Below are 21152 nucleotides of genomic sequence, written 5' to 3'. Positions count from 1 at the left end.
ACATACTACTGCTTCAATGGAAGCAATAAAACTAAATAAACCACCTAATACGTCAAATGTGACGCTGTTACAACTTTAAAAAGCTGTCTGAAAAAATAAAAATTTCAATAATGATTTACAAGTTAATTATAGCATGTGAGCAAATTATTTAGAAACTAAAAAATTTTACCATTTTTTTCTTGGTCATATTTTAGTCGAAATTCTTGCCATTCTGGATCATTGTATAATGCAGACAAGTGACGTAAGAAATAACGATACACCATGTTTTGAACTTCTCTCCGATTACTTTCTTGAGCCATCTGTTTCATTTGCTGAGGTGTTGCACTCATTTTTTCGAACATTTTTAAACTAAAATCTTGTTTATTAGGATCATTATCATCTAGCATGATTGACTCCAACTCTGGATCTTCAAGATTATACTTAATCACTTTCTTGTTTTCTTTCTTGTCTTTTTTGACAAGCTTAAGATTACGCCCATTTTTTTGTGGATTGCCATGTTCCTTTATCGCATGAATTGAGACATTAGCATTAGGAATATAAATCACTGCCCTGTCTTGACCTGAGCTTTGAATATCTTGAATCATAATCGGATAAATTCGTTCCTCCAAATATTCCTTAGCGTCTTCGGTGCTTTTAAATTTATCTGTGGTAAAAGCTCCATCTTTTGTATAAAAAGTAATAATCATAGTAGTAACTCCTTCTTTTCTTCGATCTTCACTTTTAAGTTTAACAATCACAAATTGTCATTTCAGAAAAAGTCGGAGATTTTTAATATTTATTTTTCAAAATTGTCCTTTTCTTTGCTATAGCGCAGAATGTAAGCACCAAAATCTCTTGGATAATCCCATAAAGCATTAGCTAATCTGCCAGTTGCAACAGCATAATCCCACCTGCTCGGCAAACTACGATATTTATTTTCAATTTGTTTAACTACAATTCCTCTTCTCGTGAAGTTCTCTGCCATCATTTCTGTCATAGTTGCATACACGATAAATCCTTGTTGTTCATTTTGATGTTCAAGAAAATACTTAATCGCTTCAATATTATTTTCATTTAGGGGTAAAGTTGACTCTTCTCCCCTAATTAATCGTAGGACATCTCCTAAAAAGCTTTTTTCATTAGTAAATGTTAGTTCCAATGAATCTGATCCATAAATTCCCGTAAAAAGATTCCAACCATTTATCCTTTCATTTAAATTAGCATACTCAAATATTCTGTTTTTTACCTGTTCGGATTCTTTTTTCATCATTTGACTTTTAGACGCAACCCAATAATCTGTTAATAGATAAACTGTCAAACAAATTACTACAATATTCAAAGCTAACGTTTGTAACAACAAAATCGGAATCAAACTTGTCAATGCAAAGATAATACCAATCACTAAGAATGATTTTCCTACTTTTAAAGATCGTCTATAAGAATGATAGCTTCGATAATGGGTTGCTTTAAATAGACCTTCAGCCAGTCTTCTTTTTTTTGTCTGATTTTCCTCTAAATCTTCCATATTTTCCTCCCAAAATGAATTACAGAAAATAATTACAAAACCTATGTCCAAGTAGGGGCATATTTGTCGACTTCTTGCATCCCTCAAGCCTTTTGATTTCAATGCTTCTGGAGTTTTTAATGAATTACAAAACCTAAGTGCTACTCTTATACTATTTAGATGTCTAGTTTAGGAGGTATTTATATGTTTATTTTTAGTCCCAAACGTTTTAAAGGATCATTGTCTTTAACAACAAATGATCTTGTTCTTTTACGTAAGATTTGTGACCTTGGCTTTGTTAATTCTAGTCAATTATCTATGCTCTATTCCATTGTTCAAGGTTATCCTGTTCAGTTTCCACGTACAATTTTATCTAAATGGTGTCAGTTTTCTGGATTACTTCTTAAACGACCAAAATCCAAAGCTACTACAGCTTCTGCTGTTCCGCGCTCTGTTTATATTCCAACTAAGGCTTGCCGTACTTTTCTATCTCAACAAGGCATTGTTTTAGGTACGGATCCCTTAATTGCTGTTAACTCTCATAATGAGCAAGCTATTGAAGTGGTAGTCCAAAGTCTTTATGCTTCTGCCTTTAAGTCTTTATCTTATGGAATTACTTCCCCAGTAATAGCTTCTTCTCATAGCTTTAGGTCTTTAGGGCAACCAGATAAGCCAATTAAATATATGCATCCCGAACAGGACAGCCAAATTGAATTAAGCCAGAACACCAAACCAGATAAGCAAATCCAGATTCAAATGCATTCTGATGGGACATTCAGTATTCATAAGCGCTCAGATAAAAACAACCAGATTTTAACAACCCAGATAGAGCATTCAGAAAAAACAACCAGAAAAGGCGTAACGGCAACATCTTCTGCTATTACTAGTTGGATTAAAAGACACTGTCAGAGTTTGAATGACTACAAAGACTTACCTTTATCTTCTAATATTCCTATAGTAAGCAAGACACTATTTGATTCTGTGTTAGATGGCTATATTAGTTCTGCATCCTTACAAAGAATTAACTTATATCCCATATACGGTAATAAGTCCTTTAACACATTACAGTCTGCTAATGACAGCGGTAATGGTAATACTATCAGTAAGCAGAACTCTTCACCTCAATCTAACATATCTGTTTCCTTTAATAGCAATAATCGTAAAACCAATGGTGTTGCCAAAGGCGGTTTTAAGGACGCTGGGGTTGCGACTAATCTGGTTAATGCTTCTGGTTCTAAGAGTTCGAGCAAACCTATTATTTCTGATTGGCATTCTGAATCAGATTTCTCTGATTTTAAGGATTCTGATAAGTCTTCTGATAGTACTAGGGATGCAGTTAAATCACATGATAGTAAGGCTAAACAGCCAAGTAGCAATGTTACAAAAGCTCAGGAAGCATTAGATCAGCTTTTATCAGGGATGCAGGCCCAAGCGGAAAAGAAGAATGATACCAATAAATCACATATTAGGCTAAAACCATTAATTAATACGCCATCCTTTAATAGTAATAGTCTTAATAGCTCTAGGCATAAAGCCACTAATAAGCCTAAGACTACAGGGATGTACATAGATGTACATAATAATATAAAGAAAGACATAGACCGTGATAACTTCTCACAACAATGTCAATTTAAAAGTGATAAAAGTCTTACTCCCTCTAGGGATAACAAGTCTTATGAAGACAGCCGTACAGGGATGTACATAGATAGACATAATAATACAGAAAAAGACATAGACTGTGATAGTTCTTCACAGCAAGGTCAATTTCAAAGTGATAAGGACCTTACTCCCTCTAAGGATAGCAAACTTCATGAAGGTGACCGTACAGGGATGTACATGAATGTACATAATTGCACAAATATAGACGTTGACTTCCATTACGCTTTTTACAGCGACTCGCTCATTGCTGATGTTTCAATCCCTGACAAATCAGAAAGCCTTTCGAGTGCCTTTCGAGCTGGATTGCTAAATTTAAAACTTTGGTCTCAGAGCTTATCGAATAATCTATCGAGCTTAACGTTTCGATACCCTACCGCTGATTTCAATAATCCACTCAGAAATATCAATTTAATAAACAATCGGAATTTCGACCCAACACTTTTCGATACATCAAGTTTTAAAAATCAATATAAATATCAGCAATATACGTTTGTGGCAGACGAAACGATTAGTTTTGAACGCCATGGACGTAGGCAGGAAATTTTTGTGGAATTAGATAATCGAACTGAAGCCAACAATACGCAAATTCAGAAAATGCTTAACTATATTAGCTACGCGCTAGATCATCCTCAACGTGATATTTTGTTAGTTATGGCTATTACTGATGGCTCTTTGCAAACTAATAAAGTTAAACAATATGGCAATTTAGGGCGCAAATTAGGTAGCCTTAGTAGTCGATTTTTGAAATCATTCTTAACTGATGATAATGGGGAAAAGCATTATCTCTACGAGATGTATTTACAAGCTACTAACTTAAAAATTGTGCTGACTGGCGTATCCGAAGCTCAAATTGATTCAGCACAGTTTATTCTTGGTTGTAACTATACTTTGGATTACTTAAACTCTATTCAACAATACACTAAGCAACTGAATGAAGTGTCTCAATGGGAAGTCCAATTTATCCCCTCTGAGGAATTTAAAACTTTAATTAATAATCCTAGGTTAGCGTCTACTTCGATCAACGATCTTGACCAGCCTATTAAAGGATCACAAGGCAATGGTATTTGGCAATATACACGTTCCAGAACAAAAACACCGTTCTTAGGTAAGTTAATTTTTGATAACAAGCTCGCTTTAACTAAATTTATCCAGCCTGTTATCGCAGGTGATGAGCATAGCTTAGATACAATCATTCAAACTTATGAGCAGATTTATTTAGCAGAACAAAAAGACGACCAGTGTCCGCCCCTAGTCGTCTACCCTACTCGTGAGCGTCCAGTCACGGCAATCACGCTTAATCAATATAAAGAACTTTATAATTGGCTACCTACTTGGAGACCAACCATTCCTGCCCTATTGCAACCACAGTGCGGATTAGGAAATAACGTTCAACTTCATCAGGAATTACGCTGGCTCACATTGCAATACGATCGAGACATTTACAATTATTTTCAGTTTGGTGCTGTAAATAAATCAGCTCTTAAGAAGCACCCCAACTACGGCAATGAGTTTGTGCATCCCCTTAAATGGACAATCAACAGTCATGCCAGGTCGTATGCAGAATTGCATAAACTATCCTTGCAAATGGATAAGCAATCATTTATCGATCAGCTACGGCTTAATGAAATTCCGCTCGACCTGTTTAGAACGGTTTTAGAGCGGTGGCCAAAAGGAACATATTCTCTCCCATTAATTCAAAATTTGCCTTATCTCAACCCAGTTCAACTACAAAATATTCAGCATCCCACTCATAACAAAATTTTTGATTATGTTTTTGCTCCTAATGCTGTAACCCCTAGCTCAAGAATTAACCTAAAGCTCAACAATACCTACTAATTCACATTGATAAAACCAAAAAGGTACATTGAAAATTGTTATAATATCGGTAGTTAAAAAAGACATGAGGTGACAAAATGAAAATAAAGTTGTTAAAGCTAATGAATGATTACAAGTTCTATGTACTGTCATTTTGGCTTACCGCTATTTTAGGGATGCTTTCTTTTGCATTAACTCTGATTTTTGCATTTTTAGGTAATATCACTTTTTCTGTTGCATTTGTTTTATTGGGATATATTCTTTTAGTTGCAAATACTATGATTATGAGGTGATTTACATGTTTTTAAAAAAGGTACCGAAAAATATTGCTGAAATGTGTTTTCCATCATTTTTGTTATCATCGGGCTTAACCGCCTATTATAAAATGAATGATGATAATACAATTGCGCAAGATTCTGATGGAAATGCGTTAGTTACAGCAATGACTAAAGAAGAAGTAAATAAGGCTTTAGCCAGCGGTGAGTTCTCTAAGGTAGAAGATTAGATTAGGAAAGGAAACCACTTATGAATGTGAATAGGATTACGTCAATCAATTCTAGTCCTAATGCACAAGACGATATTTTGGTGACGAAAGAGACATATCGTGGACGGCATTATTTCATCAAAAAAGTAACTTTTATGAAGCCTTATTCTTGGTTTGCTTTTTACATTGAAGCCCCAGAAAAACATCTAAATTCTCTAAAAGGTGAAATTACCTTTTATGGTCAGATAGCATTAGATGATACCATCCTTTCTCATAACTACATTGGTTTTGATACGAGTGAGTCTGCTTTTCATCATTGGCACGTTTCTGTTGGCGACTGTATTGATCGATGTAAAACAATTATTGATGAAATGTTAGAAGCTTAAATCCTATTAGATTTTTGCCACGGCAAAGTAATAAACCCACAAATGTTGCTACCTGCATTTGTGGGTTTTTCTTACGTTCCTTTCGCCATTTTTCAGTTTTATCTCAATCACACAAAAAGGCATCCCATTTCGATAACTACTAAAGGGATGCTACTTCAAATTTTAAATTGGATAATTTTTAGGAAATCTTTTTAATTTCAGTCAGAGCATTAACTATTGTTCTTTGTACGCTACCTCTATAATGATTATTTATTGTAAATATGTTCTGCTTATTATCTCCTTTGATTTCTCTTGGAGATGGATCGCTACAAATCTCTGCTCTTATACTATCATAGGTCTTAGCTGTAATAGTAAACCAATTTCGTGCTACCTCTACTCTATCGTCACTATATTCTATTTCTTCTAGCCAGTCGTCAAAACTAATCATCGAATCAGCAAGGTGAAACTTCTGATTACAAAGGTACAAAATTCACCGGTTTGGTTTACATCATTGCCAAGCCAGATCAAGTAGATTCAACTGATCCCAATGGTGCTGATAGCGGTTATGAAATTTGTGTTGACACTAAAACAAACAAGGTTATTCGAGACTAAATCAAGCAAATAAGTAGTATTTTTTGAAAATCGATCCTACGAACAGTTATGTTATAATCTAATTATCATTTAAGGTCTGATAGCAATTGGTTTCTGGATATATTCTAAGATAAGTATTAAAGAATACCTGTCTTAGATGTATGTCATTCCTTTATGGTAGGAACCCTATAATTAAACTTACATTTGCTAAAGTCAATCTTAGATGTATGTCATCTCTTTATGGTAGGAACCGCAATTTCAGTTTTAAGCCACTACATCACGATCTTAGATGTATGTCATATCTTTAGAGTAATAATTCAAGTAGTTGCCGCTAAAACTATGAATAACTTAAACGTTTTAAATCAAAAAAAGGTGCCAAATTCTTGATAATTAAAAACGATCAAGATTCTTAAAAAGAAAATCTTGATCGTTTTTTGTACTCTTTAAATTTCTTATTTTTCCAAAGCAACTTTAATTGAATTACTGTTTGCTTTTACTTTTTTGATGATTCTGATAATTAGTTATGAAGCTCTTTAAGCCTTCTATGTCATTAGCTGTTAATCGACCAACATAATTAAACTCTGCTAAGCTTATTTTCACTTGATATGGTCTATCAATTACAACATAAGATTTCCTATTCAAACCTACTTTTTGCCAATCAACTATTGGATAGCGAATAGCTTTCATAGCACGTGACTTATTCTTACACTTTGTTGTAATACGATAAAAATAAACGTTGTCTGCATCTTCTTTTAATATAAGAATTGGTCGATTTTTGCCACCATTATTCCAAGCTACATAAGCCGTGTAAACATCGTTAATCCTCATCTTCATCCTGCCAGATTTCTTCAAACTCTTTAGCATTTTTAATCACTTGAGGCTTTTGTTTCAGAGCTAATCTTTGAATTTCTAATGAGTTGCGCTGTTCGAGAGTTAATCCCATCTTAAAAGGAATAGCTCCCGTGTTATCAATAGCATGATATAGAGAATTAATTACGCTTGTAGGTGTTTGACCAACAGATTTTAATATGTAATTAACACGGTCAACAACATCTTTGTTCACATTTGCTTGAATTCTAGTCATGTTTATTACCTCCTGATACACTCTATTATACTCTATATGTGAGGCTTTTGTACAGTAAAACCTTACACTTAGCTTTCTTTAATAATCTTAGAATTTTTTTGCGAACAGTCTGACTTACGCTTTCATTCAAGAAAAAATGATTCTAAAAGGAAAAATAAGCGGCACAGATTGCTCTGCGTCGCTTCGCTTCATTTATTTTTCTTTAGCTTGCTGTTTCTGTTTACGTTGAATATATTCCCGATATTTAAAATTATTAACTGCTAGTTTCTGATCCTTATCTAATTCTGTAGTTTTAACTAGGTCAAGTTCTTTAAAATGTTCCACATCATATCTAGTAGCAGGTTTAACAAACAAATTAATAGCGGTCTTTTCTACGTTAGTATCGCTGTTGGGTAATTTGGTTTTGCAAACAAAGGCTTGATTTTTTTTCAATTTATCATAGGTAGCTTTGTCAATGATTGCTTTATAGTGTTTAGGATAGACCCAGTAGGGATGCGCCTTAGTTTTATCTTCTTGCTTTTGCAAGTAAACATATTGCAAACAGTACTTACCTACTACAACGGCATGGTCTTTAACTGATTCTTGAAACTTTTCATCCTTGGTAAATATCTCTACCGCTTCTTGATAAGTTAAAAACTTATGTCCTGCTTTCATAGTTCCAGTATTAAGGTTGTATACATTATCAAAATACTCATAACGAATAGCTAAGGGTGCTTTCCACATATCTACAGGTTTTGTCTTATCAGGATGTTGTTGATAATAGCTGTCGAATTGCTCCTGTTCTTCTTCAAGCGTGACAGCTGTTTTCATACCAGGTGCAGGCTTTTCTATCTGATTGAAGCTAATCGCCCATTCTGGAAGCAAAGAGACGATTAAACCAATATGATGTTCATGTCTGTTAGCTCGCATTTCATATTTTTGAATGACTGTAACAAATTTAGGCACAATGAGGTCATTGTAGCTAAGTTTAGCTCCTTGGTTATTACCATTTTCTTCTTTTATTTTAACTAAATTTGCAATTTTATCTTTAAATTCTTTTTCGTAGTCTCGCATAATGTTGTCCTTTTAAAAAATTAATGAAAGGGAATCAGCTTAGGTAGGCTAAATTCCATTAAAATGAACTACACCGTGATTAAAATCCCATGCTTTCTGCTATTATTTTCAGTAAAAGCAAAGTTAATATTACTTAAGGGTCTATCCTTTCTATCTGATTTAGATTAGTCCTTTTACAATGTTTACGATTTTCTAAGTTTTCCTCGCATCCCTCCCCTCAATATATTCGCCACCTTTTCCTCATACCTTCTAGTATTTGAGAACTGTAGTAGATTTCTTATCCTTATGCTTGCTCTGATTATCAGCATAACAGATAACCCTAAATTTGCCCTTTGGTGTCTCATATGAAGCCACGGTATTACTTATACCAGGAGTAATTTTTATATTTACTGTAGGCTCTTTCTTTCGCTTATCCTTAATGTAATCGACAACTTTCAAATATGCCTTACCTGTAGTTGTTACTGTAGTTGTTACTACTTTTTTGCCATGTACTGTACTTGTTAAATTTTTTATTTCATTTTGCTCAACAATAAATTTGTGGGCACTAGTTAATTCGACATCAATTGTTGCATTATTAACTTTATCAAGTAGTAAAGAACTTTCTAAAACATTATAGTTATCTAGTGCAATATCCTCTTTTTTGTTCATAGCAATAAAATCTAGTAGCATTCCGCTAAACACGATTACTACACCTGCTTGTAACATTCTCGGGCCAATTTTTTTGTTTGAAACTGTTACTACAATCCCTGAGATAAGGAAATAAAGAAGCATTATATTTAAGAATATAACTAGGATTGTATTTTCAAATTCCCCTGCAGAAGATAAGTTGGGATTAACCGTTAAATTAAACATTTTCTATTTTTCCTTTCTCATGTAACCTAACAATTTTCTTTTACCTGCTGATACATTGTTTTGAATTAGTCTATTTAAGACTTGAACTAACTCTTCCTCATCTAAGCGGAAATATTTATCCTGAATAGTTTTAATGTAACTGGCAATCATGTAACTTGAATTAGCTTTTTGTGCTAAATCATTTGCTTTATCAGCACTAAGTATTTGACGCATTTTATTCTTTAATCCCCCACTTTACACACAACATTGCATCCCTTTTAAGCTCACAATTTTTATACTTTGCGAGAATCTTTCTTGAATCGAAGCCATGAGACACAATTACAGCGTAATTATGTACGGTCTTATGAACTTCAATCTCATTTTCCTTAAAGCCTTCTAGTGTTAAGTCTTCAACAAAACGGTCCAAATCCTTGGAACTATCATAGTCAAATAACCATTTATGTTCAGCGGCATTTTGTGGTTGCATTGCCAAACTTGTAACTTTACTTTCTAATTTGGTTGCGGAAAAAGTAGGATGATCTAGCAAATAATGTTGCAAGTCCTTAATTGTTGATTCATTGTTTCGTTCGTTAATGGAAATATAAGAGCGGCTTAGTTCGCCCTTAACACCTCTAGCAACAAAGGCATCAAATTTTCCTTTTAGCTCATCAAGACTTTTATCAGTTAAAAAAGAAATCTTTCTTTGCTTAAAATCTTTAACATCCTTATTGTCTTTATTTCTGGAAACAAAAAATACACCTTTCATGATTTTCCCCCGTACATATCGAGATTTTATGAATACAGCTTCGGCTGAACTTTACTGATAACCATGTTTTAGTTCTTCAACATTTCATGTAGCAGGTTATCAAAATCCTTAAACGATTTAGAATTTGTTATTTGTGCAAATAACAAAGCTTCTGAAACCTTTTCATTTGTTGACTCGCTTTCAGCTACCTTTGATAAATATGCAAGAATATTTTTTCATCATACTTGTGCATTCTTTTTATGATTTTGTTGAAACACCATGAGGCGGCCTTTAAGCGAGTTTCTGAATCAAGATTTGAATATTTCTCAGAGCCTTCTACAAAAATGTCAGTGCTTCAAAGTATTCTTCAATCTCTTTATTTTCTTTTTCTTATTGTTTTTCTCATTGATGAATATATTATTGAATATATTTGTCATTTGAATTACTCCTTTTTTATTACCGTCAAAGCACAAATGCCTTTCACTATCTTTTTATTAGCTCATTTAGAAACATTGGCAAAGTAGTTGGAACTACAAACTTGACCATGACAAATGTCGTTAAGCAAATTAGTGATATTGTAACTATCCATCTAAAAAAATTTTCACGACTCGGATCAAAGACGAATATATAGAGCAAAGTCATAATGAGACAAGCTAAAAATCCTATTAAAACCATTATCAATTGCATAAATGCAATTTTGCCTGTTACTTTGCCAAAATCTATTGTTTTACTAAGATCGTAGACAAAATTACCAACTAGCATAGTCACAATTGTTGCTAGAAATACTATGATTTTTACATATTTACTATCATTCATTTTTTATCTTTGCCTTTCTCTTTATTTGGATTGTTATGATAACGTAAATATCTGTTTCTCTGGGACTCAGATAGGTAGACAGGCAGTTTAGGCAGTTTATTCAGATATAATTTTTGAAGCCTTAGCTTATCCATCGGGATATAGTCGTTCGCATAGAAATCTATATCTTGAAGCCACACATCATAAAAGGCTTGTGTTTTCATCAAATAATTTTTTAGTTTTTGTTCATCAATATATGAATTTGATTTATCAAGATATTTTTTTATTCGCCAACGTCTATATTTAGAAAAGGGAACATGATTAAGGTTATTAAGTATTGTTAGTCTACAGCTCTCTTCATCTAAAATTATTCCTTGAACAGTTGCTCCATTTAAAAGATCTATCATTTGATGACAGAAATTAATAATTTTGAAAAATCTAATCCGCTGTCTTTCCTTAAGTGTCATCATCATTACGCTAAGTGTCATCATCATTACGCTCTTTCTTTTCTAACTTACTAGCACTAGCATTAACACCATTAGAAGCCCTAAAATCAAGATAAGAGATATAAAAATTTTTAATTCCTTTTCTTCGTTACTTCCAAAAAACGTCAAGCCTGCTGCTATACCCGGAACTAAGATAAATACTGCTACTACAAATGATTCTTGCATCTTTTTCTACCAATTAATATTTAAGAACCTTAGTTGCCTTGCCTATTCTATGTTGTTCTTTCTCGTCAGCGTAGCAAATAACCCTAAACTTACCCTTAGTCGTTTCATAAGAACCACTGGTTGAACTTAGACTAGGCGTAATTCTGATGTTGGCTACCATTTTATTTTTCTTCTGTTGCTTCTTTACATAGTTAGCGACCTCTAAATATGCTTTTCCTTCATCACTTATTGGAATAATATCTGCTCTTTTACCATAAATTTCAGCGCTTAAGACCTTACGCTTGTCTTGCTGAACAAGAAATTTATGATTACTAACTTGCTCAACATGCACTTTGGCATTTGCCACCTTATCCAGTAACAAACGTTTTTCTAACACATGATATTTCTTTATATCCTCAGAGTTTCCATCCGCTTTACTTTTGCCAGAAACCATGGGTAATATTACTAAAAGACAAATCACCAAAAATGCTACTGCCCCCTTTATATCATTTGCTATCCCAGTTAAAAGGAAAATAACTGCTATAGTAGGCAATACTCCACAAATAATTACAAATCCCACAAAGAATTCAGGAACTGGATGTAGTAGACTAACGCTAACAGTCAGATCAAGCATTTTTACTCTCCTCTTTTTTTACTATGCAACAGAACTTTAGGGCATAACTCCTCAAAGTCGTATCTGCTCCTTATTTGGTAACAAGATTCGGTTGCATGGTATCTGTTTTCAATTTTATGGTCGTCTGAAATCTTAGTAGCATAAATCTGTGGAAACAGGTTCACATTAATGCTACCTAAACCATTGTGATTACGTTCTTTCAATTGTTGTCCTGTAGTGATTTTGGCATTTACTAGGGATGCAAAAAAACTTTTTGTACCAAAATCTAAGAAGTTGTCCAACAGTTTTGAAATTTTATCGTAGTCAACATTGTCTCCAAAGTCATAAGCCGTATCGGTTAAATCTAACTTGGCATCACAATATTCATTGCAGATAGCTAATAAATTAATCATTAGTAGCAAGCTCGGCAAAAACCTAATTCCAGAATAAAAGCTCTGCGCGCCAAATACGTTCTGGATACCGCATTTAAACGGATCGACCTTATGGTTTAATTCGCTAAAAGAGAACATACAGCTATCGGTGTCAGGATAATCCTTGTGATGTTCAATTCCTTTGTTGTAGAAGTCAAAACTAGCAGAACTGTTATCATTATTGACTTCAAGCGGGACTATCACCTTACGGGTAAAATGAGCTGGCATCAAATTTTCTGGATGAAACTCATATTTTTCTACTACCTCAAGTTGATATTGCATATTTGCTTTTAGCCTTGGAAGCGGCAATAGAATGCCATAAAATCTCTTATTTCCATCCTTGATATATGGAAAGATCATAGACTTGTTAGGCACTGGCGAACCAAATTTAAAATCATTGATTGAATAGTCCATCAGCTTTCTAGCATTGCTGTCAAAAAGTTTTGCATCGATGTTCATTTTCCAACTCTTAGGCTCATTAAATACGATTTGCGTCCGTAAACTTTCAACATCTAAAATCTCTTTCGGGATCTTCTGTTCTGGATGTGCTTTCAAGTAAGCACTAGCTTTAGTCATTTTTTCTAAATCAACTTCTTCAAAAAAATTCTCATCAATTACCATTGACTGAATTTTTGGAGTGTAGTAGAAAACGTTAGGCTTATCAAATGCTACTGGCATATCAGCTTGTTCATGCATATGCCTTTGAATTGCTTTTAAAAAGCCGAGTCCAAACTCGTCTGCGCTAAGTGTTTTAGTAGTCATCTATCTTATTCCTTCTCTTTAATTGTGAACTGTGAATTTTTGCAGTTCTCTATTTACTTTCTTTTTAAGCTCCTTTTTTTCATGCTTTTTTAACCATTGCTGATTGATAACGGGCTTGCCATTTTTGTCGATTCTAGGCGTAATTCCTCCATTATTTCGAATCAGGATATACTCAACGCCTGTTTTTTCGTTAACCATGATCGCAGACCCTAGATTAAGTTCTTCATTTAATGTAGTAATATTCTCATCTTTAATATTATCAGCACTAGCACTTTTGCTCTCTTCGCAAGCCGATAAGGTCAACATTGCCAAAAGTATGGTAGTCGTAGCCAAAAGATTTTTGTTAGTAAAAGCCATTATAGGTACTATTCCTTTCAATAGATTACTGTTCTTCTTCCAAACTCAAGGAATTTGGAAGTTTAGCAGTTGCTTTTTCTAAGGGCATATTATGTGGAATACCATATAGCCCAATAATGCCATACTTACCACGATGTTTACCTTCTAGTGTTAATGAGAAATGATCCAATACATCATTAACAATCTCATTAAGTTTGTTTACACCTGTTTTGGTGTAATAACTATTAGGTGAGCTAATAGTAATAAACATTCCATTATCGAATCTAATAGTTAAATCATGAGTTCTTACTTCTACTACACTTTTGTCATTTTTACTAATTAATTTTCTCATTACCATCATTTGTATCTTTCTTAATTTAAACCGTTCCAACTTTCAACTAATTTTTTTCGTTGCTTTGGCAATATTTTGGCAAAATAAAACAATTCTCTTAAGGCTCTAGGCAAAGCAATTAATTCATCATATGTAGGCGTTCGGTTAGTGTTACATCTGTCCGTCAATAGTTCATTAGTCATACGCAACATCGATTTTATATCTAAGTTCATGCAGGCTTGGCGCTGATACAGGTCTCGCCATAATGATTTATCGTTAGACATGTTACGCCTGTAATATGGGATCTCTAATTTAGTAATCACATCTCGTTCATTGATTCGCCATAGACGATAAATAGCATATGGCACTAGCAAATCTAATTTAGCAGTAGCAGGACGAATGCATTGAATTTGATTGTCTTTATCTAAAAAGTACAAACCTGTTTCAGGAAATACGATTTTTTCTACGTTCTCAAGATAACCCTGTTTTGTCAATATGCTTACGTTGGCAAACGCCTTATAGTATTGTCGTATTTGCTCAGGCAGTCTTTTCAAAGTATCTAAATCCGATTTGATTTCCCACACAGTAGAATTATTATCGTTTGCTTGATCTAAAGTAATGAAGTCACAGATTGCCTTGCCTAATCTCCATTCCTTTAAAGCACCTACTCGATGATCTTTCAATTTAGGCAAAACCAACTGATTGAATAGTTCATTTTTGTAGAAATATTCATTGCGGTGATTTTCTGCCATATAAGAATAGATTTTGCTAATGCTTTCAAAGTAGCTATCACGCACATTAAGGTCTACATATGGATTTTTAATAATTTCTAAATTATTAGGACCAAATTGTTCTAATGGCTTTAACAGTTGATTACTAAAGCACCTATTAAACCAAAGATCATTGTCTTTTTTCCTAGTCATTTAATTTTTCTTTCCTATATTAATGTTGTGCAATGTAGCTAATCACCTTGTGAGCGATTGAACCGTAATTTACCAAGAAGTAGCAACTAGTCACTGTCATAGCTAAAGTCAAAGCAATGTAACCTTGTAACAATCTACTTTCCAGAACTAATTTCTTTGATCTTGATTCAGTAAGTTCTGCTTGGGGATTATTGATCTGTTTTCTAATTAAATAATTGGCAACCAAGCCTAAAGCAATTAAGACTACTGTCACCGAAACAATTAAGAAGAATTGTAATTCTGCATTGCTGTACTGAGCATTTAAGTGTTCTAGTTTCCAATCAACATACATTATTTCTTATCCTCCATATATTTTTTTACGACCTGATCGGCTTCTCTGCTTGTTCCCATTACCAATAAGTTGTCTCCATTATTGGTAGTTACCGTATATCTTTGTTCTCTGGGGATGTATTGCTTCTTATCTACTACCTTTGTAGCAATTACTTCATCAAATTTAAGCAAATCTCTGGTACTATTAATTTTAATTGCACCGTCTTTTTTGATGTGATACAGTTCGTGACTTAGTGCCCTTGTATTAACTGTATATGCAGTTGGAACTACATATTCAATTGTGATCTTGCCGTAATTACGCAGAAATTCCTCAATTTTTTTGTTATTCATTGCTTTTTTCCTCTTTCAACAACCAAAATAAGGCTCCTGGCGTTAAGATCAAGCCACTGGTAGAAACGATTGCCATCAGCTTAACCATTTTTATGACGAAGCGATCAGACGCTATCAAAGTAACCACAGTACAAAAAACTGCGACAACTAACAAAATTCCAATTGCAACCAGTATCTTTTTAATTGCCCTGTCAGTGTATTTGTTCATTCTGATATTCCTTTCAAAAGACACGCTGAAGTGCCATTCTTGGCAGACTTAAAAATGCTTGATTAGCTCAAACACGATTAACCAAAAGATCAATCCAAAACCAATGGAAGCTCCGAAAGTTTCAATTACATACAGAACAAAGTCATTTTCTGCCATCTTGTCTGTTTTGCTTAAAGATTGTTTTGCCTTTAATTCCGTTCGGGTCAAACCGCCACCACGTTTAATTTTTGATCTATTTTTTTCTGGCCTGATAGCATTTAGTCTTACCTGCAAGTTAATTTTCTTCTGTTCTTGTTTTGGCATGATTATTTCCTATCTTTTCTAGTGTGCAGTCGTATGTCTAGGATCCGCAATTCCTGTTACTTCTTCCATTCCTCGTCTTGTAACAACAATCGTATTGCCAAACTTACGCCAACTACCCCTAGGCCATTTCTCTGGGTGAGAATTGATACTAGCACGTACATAATCAGGGTTTTTATGCCAAATCATAGACGCATCTTTGGCGCTCATAATTTCTGGATTGTGTAAGTTAATCATGCTATCGCTCACTTTCCAACCTTATTTTATTAAATTTAAAATGCAATTTCTGGTTTTCTCCAGACGCTTAGTACATGTATTTTTGTGGACTATTGAACCACGCTAAATGATTCTTGCTTAATCGCTCATCTAGGCTCAAGTCTTTATCATTAATCTCATAGCTAGTCTTATTATCTTGAATTCCGTAGATTTCAGTAGATACCAGTCGATTGTCTTTCATTTGCTCCTCAATGCTTTTATGATGGTGCGTTTTAAACATAATCGTCACACTTTTCCTTCATATATTATTTACCGTGTAGTTTCTACCGTGTGAAAGTATAGTACTGTCTTATCATCTTTTTCTTCTACGCTAACGACATAACCAACAGTAAATCTACCAGTAGCAACTCTATACTTGCGATCAATTTCTTCAAAAGCATACCAATGCTTTGGCTCAAAAATATCGGTCTTGGGTAAATTGATTGGTTGCAGTTGACCATTATTTTCACCCATTGGAGGGATGTCGCTGTGAATCACACTATCAAAGTGATCCATATAAACCTGCACTACTGCATCTACTCCGATAATCGGATAAACTGCAATATCGGTTAGTTCAATATCTTGCAAGTCTTTTGGTACCCCTCCACCCAATTTGTTTGCTTCTTTTTGTGCTTTGAGTTGAAATTCTTCTAGTCCTCTATTCCCTACCTCTTTAAGCAAGACTTTGCGCTGATTTAAGAACCGAGTAAACATTGGTTGCAATCGCTTAATAAGTTCTACTCTTGATTCAGATGGATTGATAACTCCTTCTGGTTTGATCTTGTTATATTGCTTGGTAAAATCTTCTGTATAAAAGATCGACCGACTAAGACCATCAAAGATGTAAGCCATAGCCCTATCCGTATCATGACTATATTTCGGATAGTCTAAAGCAAGATAATACTTATCACCATCTACATAAAATGGGTGGCAAGCTACTCGATCCCAATTACCAAAAAGGTTCGGAAAAGTAGCTAATACTGGATGGTCCGCAAAGGTAATTTCACTCATAATCCCGCAACTCCTAACTTCTTAGTCCCTAAAACGACATAACCTGGCATCTGCTTAAAATTGGTTAAATAAGTGATTAAGCAGTGGATCTTGCGACCAGTGTATTCCTTGGTCATTGGATCGTATTCCTCCAGAATAAGCAATTCGCCTACTTGGTAGTTACGATCATTCTTTCTAATCTCAAAATTTTTAGAACCATTAGCTTGTGCTTCGTAGTAGCTAGGAAAGATTTTTACTCGATGTTCTTTAATTTCATACGCTCCGTCTGTTGTAAATGCTTTCATTTAATTTTTCCTTTCTATTTCTTGTTGTTCAAACAATCATAGCTAATTTAAAATGCGATTTCTGGTTTTCTCTAATTTGTGTTAAATGCTGTCTTGTTTTTGAAAAACTCAATTTTTTCTCAAAAGCAGATGAATATCTCTTATTTTTTGTGAGTATTTAATTCGCAAGTTGCAAAAATGCTTTACATTGCTTTTTATTTTAATTAATATCTCTGTAAAGGTTGATATATGGCCTTTTTTAATAAGTTTAGGCGGAAAAGCAAGGAGATAATTTTATGAAGAAAAATATCAATTTTAAGGACAAAATGATTCTTAATCTAGTTGATAGATATATGGAAGAACCTAATAACTTGGTTTATCCAGTTCACTTTTTCAAAGAAGAACATTTGAACTGGGACGATAATCTTGTCGATAAAAATGGCAAAGCCATCCCCACTGTAACCGACAATTACATACAATTTGTTCTAGGCTATCAACGATTAATAAGTGACATAAAAACAGGACAGAATGTTAGCGATCAAGATAAACTGAATCTGGTTTGCAACAGTCATTTTATTGCTCACGATTTAAAACTTTTCCCTTTTTATGATGAAGAAGCCAATATTGAGAATGACTTAAATACTTGGCAAAATTTGTTTGAAAAAATACTGAGCGCTGATTCAGTAGACTATAGCTGGCTTACGCTAGACAAGTTAAAGCAAATGAATCAGTTTGCAGAACGTGGCTATTGGACTTTAAAAAACTATACCAGTCATTATCGTCCCAATACTTTGATTATTGACTTACCTCTTGCTGGAATTGAAGGTGGTCACTATTACTGCACACCAGAAGACTATAGCTGGGATAGCCAAGAAATCTTGTCAGATCGTGACTTAGAAAAGATGGCGGATCAAACCTATTTCACTCTTTCCGATTTAGTTACTTCTTTCAGCATCATTTGGAACAGTACTTTAATTGCAGAAGATGAAAATTACATTGCCTTCAATAGTGGTGATTTACTTCATAAATATGTTTATGATAAGAATACGGATTACTATGCTCAGATCAATAGTCCTGATTATGAGATCAAAGCTGTTCTTGATTGCTTAGCGAATAAACTTGACTTCGAGTTGAAGATTGAAGAGCTAGAATAAGCGCTATCTTAGAAAGAGAAAAAGGAGAACTACTGAAAAATCAGTGTTCTCCTTTTTAACTACTCGTTGTGGCTAATTATTTAAGATTAGCAATAAGACTGTACCCTAAAAATCCGTTACTTAATACGGGATCGAAAGCAAATCCAACTCCAATTTTTGTATATTGACTAGACAAAAGAATGTCTCTATGTCCCCAATTAGAGCCTGCATCATGATAGATGAAGCTTCTCAATTGTTGGCTGGCTTCTTGCTCTGGTGTACTTGTGTCGTTAACTGTTCCTCCTGCAAGTACTTCTGCATATTGAGTTCTACTTCCATCGGGTCTAATATGGTCAAATTTAGTATTGGCTTCATTAGCTCTGGTTACTGCATAAGATTGAAGTGTATTATCTATGCTTAAGGGGCTTAATCCCTTTGATTGACGTAATTCATTTAATTGGGTCACAAAAGCTTGTTCAGTTTCATTTGCAAAGTTTGAATTTATGATGTTTGAATATTTCTGTTTATTTGAAGTTGAAAGATTATCTTTTTGAGTATCTGCTTTTTGAGTATTTTTAGAACTAATTTCTCCCGTATCAAACTTATCAGTATCAGTAGCAGGTATCCATTTGTTAGCACCAATTTTATACCAAGTTTTACCGTTAACTTTTTCTTGTGCGTAAACTTTTACAGATTGTCCGACTCCAATGTATTCACCAGTAGGTGATTGATTGGGAGCTTTATATGTCTCACCTAATCCATTATCTGTAACTTTTACAGTAAATAAATCATTTGATTTGATATTATTTACTGACGTTGCTGTCTGATTTTCTACGGATTTGCCTTTCTTATTTCTGTGTACATTTGCAAGCTTAATATAGCGATGACTCCCAATGTATAAGTATTTTTTGCCATGAATTGTTTTAGTGCGGTAAGCTTTTACACTTCTGCCTTTCTTGAGTGTTCTTGCTCCTTTAATACGCTTGCCTTTATAGTTGTAAGCATAAGCATTGTGAGTAAGTTTTACGCTGCTAGTGCTTGCTTCTACTACATTGGCTTGTTCGTTGCCAGCAACAACTGTAGCTGAAAGCAATAGAGCTGATGAAAGCGTAATGGTTGATAAAACTTTAGTGATTCTCTTTTTTTGTAACATGTTAGTTACCTCCTATATTTCTTATTTCAATTTCTAAATTAATGATACATGATGAAAAAATGCATTTCATAAAAACTCTATGATTTCTTCAAAAAAGTTGAATTTTTCTAAAATCGGAACGATACACTACAAAAAACAAAAGTAAATTTATGATATAAATACAGATTTCGGGGGTTATCTGTGATTTACAATCCAACAAAGAAGGAAATAAAATATGGAAAAAAGCAATGGTTATAAAGACCATACAGATCTTAAGAGTCGTAAGGGAATTAAAATTCTCTCTGCTTTGAGTATGGCTTTACCTATCTTTATGCAATCGGGACAACATATTTTTGCCGATGATTTAAAGAAATATAAATCAATCCCAGCAAATATTACAGTTGCCAATCGCCCAACTGAACCTGGTTCTTTAGGCTGGGCTACTGTGGTTGCAAATAATGGTGCTAGAGATCAATACGCAGGGAACTGGGTTGACACAGATGGTAATGTATATTACTGTCTTGATCCTAACTTAGCGGCTCCAGATAAAGGAAACAAATCTACACACAAAGGTAATGCTAGTGGAGCAGTACGTGCTGTCTTAAGAGCAGGCTATCCATCTCATTCAGCGGCCGAACTAGGTGCAGGCAATCATAAATATATGGCTATGTTTGCTACCCAGTTAGCCGTATGGCATGAAGCTCAAAGTACAAAATCAATTACGATACATAATGCCACAGTAGAAAAGCTTTATAAAAAAATCTTAGCCGATGCAAAAAAGCAGACTGGTTCAGGACTTACTAAGCTTAAGATTACAGCAACTAATGTTGATAAAGAAAAAGGCTCAGCTACCTTAACTATTAATAAAACGGAAGACTTAGATAAGGTAAAGAATAACGTTACCGTTCATTTAACTAATCTTAAGGCCACACAGGACGGAAAAGCAGTTACAACAACTGCTAAAGCTGGCACTCCAATTCAAGTTCAGCTAGTAGATAAATCTAAAGATGGTTCTATGTCAGCTACTGCCAATTCATATACTACAGAAACACCTATTTACTATACTCCAGGTAAACAACGTGGTGTAACAATGATTAAGGTTCATAAGGGAACTGTTAAAGATGATTGGTCGTTTTCTAAGCCAAACAAGCCAGATACGCCACCTTCAACTACTTCGATCAAGGCAATGTTTGACCTGAAGAAGAATGATGATGAAGGCGATCAGGTCGATCAAGCCAA

Annotated in this window: 31 protein-coding genes; 6 read left to right on the top strand and 25 right to left on the bottom strand. The window is 34.2% G+C overall.

Annotation, left to right across the window (positions count from 1 at the left end; all coding sequences use genetic code 11):
- Window positions 1-155: 155 nt before the first annotated feature.
- Window positions 156-686: a hypothetical protein gene (locus Q0Y84_RS10750; protein WP_297953472.1), complete on the bottom strand. Its 531-nt coding sequence runs from the start codon at window positions 684-686 to the stop codon at window positions 156-158.
- An 89-nt stretch (window positions 687-775) separates the two neighbouring features.
- On the bottom strand, window positions 776-1504 hold the full coding sequence (locus tag Q0Y84_RS10745) for a hypothetical protein (RefSeq protein WP_297953469.1): 729 nt from the start codon (window positions 1502-1504) through the stop codon (window positions 776-778).
- A 219-nt stretch (window positions 1505-1723) separates the two neighbouring features.
- On the opposite strand from Q0Y84_RS10745, the gene Q0Y84_RS10740 reads away from it, so the two are divergent.
- From Q0Y84_RS10740 to Q0Y84_RS10725, 4 genes are all read left to right on the top strand, one after another.
- Window positions 1724-4978: a hypothetical protein gene (locus Q0Y84_RS10740; protein ID WP_297953466.1), complete on the top strand. Its 3255-nt coding sequence runs from the start codon at window positions 1724-1726 to the stop codon at window positions 4976-4978.
- A gap of 77 nt (window positions 4979-5055) precedes the next feature.
- The gene (locus Q0Y84_RS10735; protein ID WP_297953463.1) at window positions 5056-5250 is read left to right on the top strand and encodes a hypothetical protein; all 195 of its coding nucleotides are present in this window, start codon (window positions 5056-5058) and stop codon (window positions 5248-5250) included.
- Between the two features lie 5 nt (window positions 5251-5255).
- Window positions 5256-5462 (top strand): hypothetical protein, encoded by a 207-nt coding sequence (locus Q0Y84_RS10730; RefSeq protein ID WP_297953461.1) that lies wholly within the window; start codon window positions 5256-5258, stop codon window positions 5460-5462.
- 20 nt (window positions 5463-5482) lie between these two features.
- Window positions 5483-5827, top strand: coding sequence for a hypothetical protein (locus tag Q0Y84_RS10725; RefSeq protein WP_297953459.1), 345 nt, complete (start codon window positions 5483-5485; stop codon window positions 5825-5827).
- A gap of 178 nt (window positions 5828-6005) precedes the next feature.
- On the opposite strand, the gene Q0Y84_RS10720 is transcribed toward Q0Y84_RS10725, so the two are convergent.
- The 22 genes from Q0Y84_RS10720 to Q0Y84_RS10615 form a co-directional block, all read right to left on the bottom strand.
- Window positions 6006-6254 (bottom strand): hypothetical protein, encoded by a 249-nt coding sequence (locus Q0Y84_RS10720; RefSeq protein ID WP_297953457.1) that lies wholly within the window; start codon window positions 6252-6254, stop codon window positions 6006-6008.
- Between the two features lie 623 nt (window positions 6255-6877).
- Window positions 6878-7225: a MazF family toxin-antitoxin system gene (locus Q0Y84_RS10715; protein ID WP_297953455.1), complete on the bottom strand. Its 348-nt coding sequence runs from the start codon at window positions 7223-7225 to the stop codon at window positions 6878-6880.
- A complete protein-coding gene (locus Q0Y84_RS10710) occupies window positions 7215-7481 on the bottom strand; it encodes a hypothetical protein (protein ID WP_005729948.1) in 267 nt (88 codons plus the stop codon). Before Q0Y84_RS10710 ends, Q0Y84_RS10715 begins: the two co-directional genes overlap by 11 nt.
- 192 nt (window positions 7482-7673) lie before the next feature.
- Window positions 7674-8534, bottom strand: coding sequence for a hypothetical protein (locus Q0Y84_RS10705; RefSeq protein WP_297953452.1), 861 nt, complete (start codon window positions 8532-8534; stop codon window positions 7674-7676).
- Between the two features lie 249 nt (window positions 8535-8783).
- Window positions 8784-9386 carry a hypothetical protein gene (locus Q0Y84_RS10700; RefSeq protein ID WP_297953450.1) on the bottom strand — a complete coding sequence of 201 codons (603 nt, stop codon included), beginning with the start codon at window positions 9384-9386 and terminating at the stop codon, window positions 8784-8786.
- A 3-nt stretch (window positions 9387-9389) separates the two neighbouring features.
- Window positions 9390-9599 carry a hypothetical protein gene (locus Q0Y84_RS10695; RefSeq protein WP_297953448.1) on the bottom strand — a complete coding sequence of 70 codons (210 nt, stop codon included), beginning with the start codon at window positions 9597-9599 and terminating at the stop codon, window positions 9390-9392.
- 1 nt (window position 9600) lies between these two features.
- Entirely contained in the window at window positions 9601-10131 is a 531-nt protein-coding gene (locus Q0Y84_RS10690; protein WP_297953446.1) for a hypothetical protein, read from the bottom strand.
- Window positions 10132-10922: 791 nt separating this feature from the next.
- The gene (locus Q0Y84_RS10685) at window positions 10923-11399 is read right to left on the bottom strand and encodes a hypothetical protein (RefSeq protein ID WP_297953444.1); all 477 of its coding nucleotides are present in this window, start codon (window positions 11397-11399) and stop codon (window positions 10923-10925) included.
- Window positions 11400-11414: 15 nt separating this feature from the next.
- Window positions 11415-11576, bottom strand: a complete 162-nt coding sequence (locus tag Q0Y84_RS10680) for a hypothetical protein (protein ID WP_166635798.1) — start codon at window positions 11574-11576, stop codon at window positions 11415-11417.
- A gap of 13 nt (window positions 11577-11589) precedes the next feature.
- Window positions 11590-12189, bottom strand: coding sequence for a hypothetical protein (locus Q0Y84_RS10675; protein ID WP_297953440.1), 600 nt, complete (start codon window positions 12187-12189; stop codon window positions 11590-11592).
- 2 nt (window positions 12190-12191) lie between these two features.
- Window positions 12192-13361, bottom strand: coding sequence for a hypothetical protein (locus tag Q0Y84_RS10670; protein ID WP_297953438.1), 1170 nt, complete (start codon window positions 13359-13361; stop codon window positions 12192-12194).
- Window positions 13362-13379: 18 nt separating this feature from the next.
- On the bottom strand, window positions 13380-13718 hold the full coding sequence (locus Q0Y84_RS10665) for a DUF6440 family protein (protein ID WP_297953436.1): 339 nt from the start codon (window positions 13716-13718) through the stop codon (window positions 13380-13382).
- A gap of 25 nt (window positions 13719-13743) precedes the next feature.
- Window positions 13744-14058, bottom strand: a complete 315-nt coding sequence (locus Q0Y84_RS10660; protein ID WP_297953434.1) for a hypothetical protein — start codon at window positions 14056-14058, stop codon at window positions 13744-13746.
- Between the two features lie 11 nt (window positions 14059-14069).
- Entirely contained in the window at window positions 14070-14951 is an 882-nt protein-coding gene (locus Q0Y84_RS10655; protein ID WP_297953432.1) for a sce7726 family protein, read from the bottom strand.
- Window positions 14952-14970: 19 nt separating this feature from the next.
- A complete protein-coding gene (locus Q0Y84_RS10650) occupies window positions 14971-15282 on the bottom strand; it encodes a hypothetical protein (protein ID WP_297953430.1) in 312 nt (103 codons plus the stop codon).
- Window positions 15282-15611, bottom strand: a complete 330-nt coding sequence (locus Q0Y84_RS10645) for a hypothetical protein (RefSeq protein WP_133477146.1) — start codon at window positions 15609-15611, stop codon at window positions 15282-15284. The genes Q0Y84_RS10650 and Q0Y84_RS10645 overlap by 1 nt, the downstream gene beginning before the upstream one ends.
- Window positions 15604-15819 carry a hypothetical protein gene (locus Q0Y84_RS10640; protein ID WP_133477770.1) on the bottom strand — a complete coding sequence of 72 codons (216 nt, stop codon included), beginning with the start codon at window positions 15817-15819 and terminating at the stop codon, window positions 15604-15606. The genes Q0Y84_RS10645 and Q0Y84_RS10640 overlap by 8 nt, the downstream gene beginning before the upstream one ends.
- 48 nt (window positions 15820-15867) lie before the next feature.
- Window positions 15868-16122, bottom strand: a complete 255-nt coding sequence (locus Q0Y84_RS10635; protein WP_297953426.1) for a hypothetical protein — start codon at window positions 16120-16122, stop codon at window positions 15868-15870.
- Between the two features lie 18 nt (window positions 16123-16140).
- Complete coding sequence (locus Q0Y84_RS10630; RefSeq protein ID WP_297953424.1) at window positions 16141-16356, bottom strand: helix-turn-helix domain-containing protein; 216 nt, start codon at window positions 16354-16356, stop codon at window positions 16141-16143.
- A gap of 67 nt (window positions 16357-16423) precedes the next feature.
- Window positions 16424-16576 (bottom strand): hypothetical protein, encoded by a 153-nt coding sequence (locus Q0Y84_RS10625; RefSeq protein WP_297953422.1) that lies wholly within the window; start codon window positions 16574-16576, stop codon window positions 16424-16426.
- 68 nt (window positions 16577-16644) lie between these two features.
- Complete coding sequence (locus tag Q0Y84_RS10620) at window positions 16645-17385, bottom strand: hypothetical protein (RefSeq protein ID WP_133477149.1); 741 nt, start codon at window positions 17383-17385, stop codon at window positions 16645-16647.
- Window positions 17382-17669, bottom strand: a complete 288-nt coding sequence (locus tag Q0Y84_RS10615) for a DUF3850 domain-containing protein (RefSeq protein ID WP_297953419.1) — start codon at window positions 17667-17669, stop codon at window positions 17382-17384. The genes Q0Y84_RS10620 and Q0Y84_RS10615 overlap by 4 nt, the downstream gene beginning before the upstream one ends.
- Before the next feature lie 275 nt (window positions 17670-17944).
- Between Q0Y84_RS10615 and Q0Y84_RS10610 the strand changes: the two genes are divergently transcribed.
- Window positions 17945-18802 carry a hypothetical protein gene (locus Q0Y84_RS10610; protein ID WP_297953417.1) on the top strand — a complete coding sequence of 286 codons (858 nt, stop codon included), beginning with the start codon at window positions 17945-17947 and terminating at the stop codon, window positions 18800-18802.
- 76 nt (window positions 18803-18878) lie between these two features.
- Here the strand turns inward: Q0Y84_RS10610 and Q0Y84_RS10605 are convergent, their stop codons facing one another.
- Window positions 18879-19934 (bottom strand): SLAP domain-containing protein, encoded by a 1056-nt coding sequence (locus tag Q0Y84_RS10605; protein WP_297953415.1) that lies wholly within the window; start codon window positions 19932-19934, stop codon window positions 18879-18881.
- Window positions 19935-20148: 214 nt separating this feature from the next.
- Here Q0Y84_RS10605 and Q0Y84_RS10600 point away from each other — a divergent pair.
- Window positions 20149-21152, top strand: a 1004-nt coding sequence (locus Q0Y84_RS10600) for a thioester domain-containing protein (RefSeq protein WP_297953413.1), incomplete at its 3' end; no start/stop codon positions are given.

The sequence above is a fragment of the uncultured Lactobacillus sp. genome (assembly GCF_947367125.1).
Classification (GTDB): Bacteria; Bacillota; Bacilli; order Lactobacillales; family Lactobacillaceae; genus Lactobacillus.
This window is presented reverse-complemented; position numbering and strand designations above follow the sequence as displayed.

What these genes read in the sequence shown, in the direction of transcription:
- Q0Y84_RS10750 (WP_297953472.1), bottom strand. Translation starts at nt 686, where the DNA reads ATGATTATTACTTTTTATACAAAAGATGGAGCTTTTACCACAGATAAA.
- Q0Y84_RS10745 (WP_297953469.1), bottom strand. Translation starts at nt 1,504, where the DNA reads ATGGAAGATTTAGAGGAAAATCAGACAAAAAAAAGAAGACTGGCTGAA.
- Q0Y84_RS10735 (WP_297953463.1), top strand. Translation starts at nt 5,056, where the DNA reads ATGAAAATAAAGTTGTTAAAGCTAATGAATGATTACAAGTTCTATGTA.
- Q0Y84_RS10730 (WP_297953461.1), top strand. Translation starts at nt 5,256, where the DNA reads ATGTTTTTAAAAAAGGTACCGAAAAATATTGCTGAAATGTGTTTTCCA.
- Q0Y84_RS10725 (WP_297953459.1), top strand. Translation starts at nt 5,483, where the DNA reads ATGAATGTGAATAGGATTACGTCAATCAATTCTAGTCCTAATGCACAA.
- Q0Y84_RS10720 (WP_297953457.1), bottom strand. Translation starts at nt 6,254, where the DNA reads ATGATTAGTTTTGACGACTGGCTAGAAGAAATAGAATATAGTGACGAT.
- Q0Y84_RS10715 (WP_297953455.1), bottom strand. Translation starts at nt 7,225, where the DNA reads ATGAGGATTAACGATGTTTACACGGCTTATGTAGCTTGGAATAATGGT.
- Q0Y84_RS10710 (WP_005729948.1), bottom strand. Translation starts at nt 7,481, where the DNA reads ATGACTAGAATTCAAGCAAATGTGAACAAAGATGTTGTTGACCGTGTT.
- Q0Y84_RS10705 (WP_297953452.1), bottom strand. Translation starts at nt 8,534, where the DNA reads ATGCGAGACTACGAAAAAGAATTTAAAGATAAAATTGCAAATTTAGTT.
- Q0Y84_RS10700 (WP_297953450.1), bottom strand. Translation starts at nt 9,386, where the DNA reads ATGTTTAATTTAACGGTTAATCCCAACTTATCTTCTGCAGGGGAATTT.
- Q0Y84_RS10695 (WP_297953448.1), bottom strand. Translation starts at nt 9,599, where the DNA reads ATGCGTCAAATACTTAGTGCTGATAAAGCAAATGATTTAGCACAAAAA.
- Q0Y84_RS10690 (WP_297953446.1), bottom strand. Translation starts at nt 10,131, where the DNA reads ATGAAAGGTGTATTTTTTGTTTCCAGAAATAAAGACAATAAGGATGTT.
- Q0Y84_RS10685 (WP_297953444.1), bottom strand. Translation starts at nt 11,399, where the DNA reads ATGATGATGACACTTAGCGTAATGATGATGACACTTAAGGAAAGACAG.
- Q0Y84_RS10680 (WP_166635798.1), bottom strand. Translation starts at nt 11,576, where the DNA reads ATGCAAGAATCATTTGTAGTAGCAGTATTTATCTTAGTTCCGGGTATA.
- Q0Y84_RS10675 (WP_297953440.1), bottom strand. Translation starts at nt 12,189, where the DNA reads ATGCTTGATCTGACTGTTAGCGTTAGTCTACTACATCCAGTTCCTGAA.
- Q0Y84_RS10670 (WP_297953438.1), bottom strand. Translation starts at nt 13,361, where the DNA reads ATGACTACTAAAACACTTAGCGCAGACGAGTTTGGACTCGGCTTTTTA.
- Q0Y84_RS10665 (WP_297953436.1), bottom strand. Translation starts at nt 13,718, where the DNA reads ATGGCTTTTACTAACAAAAATCTTTTGGCTACGACTACCATACTTTTG.
- Q0Y84_RS10660 (WP_297953434.1), bottom strand. Translation starts at nt 14,058, where the DNA reads ATGATGGTAATGAGAAAATTAATTAGTAAAAATGACAAAAGTGTAGTA.
- Q0Y84_RS10655 (WP_297953432.1), bottom strand. Translation starts at nt 14,951, where the DNA reads ATGACTAGGAAAAAAGACAATGATCTTTGGTTTAATAGGTGCTTTAGT.
- Q0Y84_RS10650 (WP_297953430.1), bottom strand. Translation starts at nt 15,282, where the DNA reads ATGTATGTTGATTGGAAACTAGAACACTTAAATGCTCAGTACAGCAAT.
- Q0Y84_RS10645 (WP_133477146.1), bottom strand. Translation starts at nt 15,611, where the DNA reads ATGAATAACAAAAAAATTGAGGAATTTCTGCGTAATTACGGCAAGATC.
- Q0Y84_RS10640 (WP_133477770.1), bottom strand. Translation starts at nt 15,819, where the DNA reads ATGAACAAATACACTGACAGGGCAATTAAAAAGATACTGGTTGCAATT.
- Q0Y84_RS10635 (WP_297953426.1), bottom strand. Translation starts at nt 16,122, where the DNA reads ATGCCAAAACAAGAACAGAAGAAAATTAACTTGCAGGTAAGACTAAAT.
- Q0Y84_RS10630 (WP_297953424.1), bottom strand. Translation starts at nt 16,356, where the DNA reads ATGATTAACTTACACAATCCAGAAATTATGAGCGCCAAAGATGCGTCT.
- Q0Y84_RS10625 (WP_297953422.1), bottom strand. Translation starts at nt 16,576, where the DNA reads ATGAAAGACAATCGACTGGTATCTACTGAAATCTACGGAATTCAAGAT.
- Q0Y84_RS10620 (WP_133477149.1), bottom strand. Translation starts at nt 17,385, where the DNA reads ATGAGTGAAATTACCTTTGCGGACCATCCAGTATTAGCTACTTTTCCG.
- Q0Y84_RS10615 (WP_297953419.1), bottom strand. Translation starts at nt 17,669, where the DNA reads ATGAAAGCATTTACAACAGACGGAGCGTATGAAATTAAAGAACATCGA.
- Q0Y84_RS10610 (WP_297953417.1), top strand. Translation starts at nt 17,945, where the DNA reads ATGAAGAAAAATATCAATTTTAAGGACAAAATGATTCTTAATCTAGTT.
- Q0Y84_RS10605 (WP_297953415.1), bottom strand. Translation starts at nt 19,934, where the DNA reads ATGTTACAAAAAAAGAGAATCACTAAAGTTTTATCAACCATTACGCTT.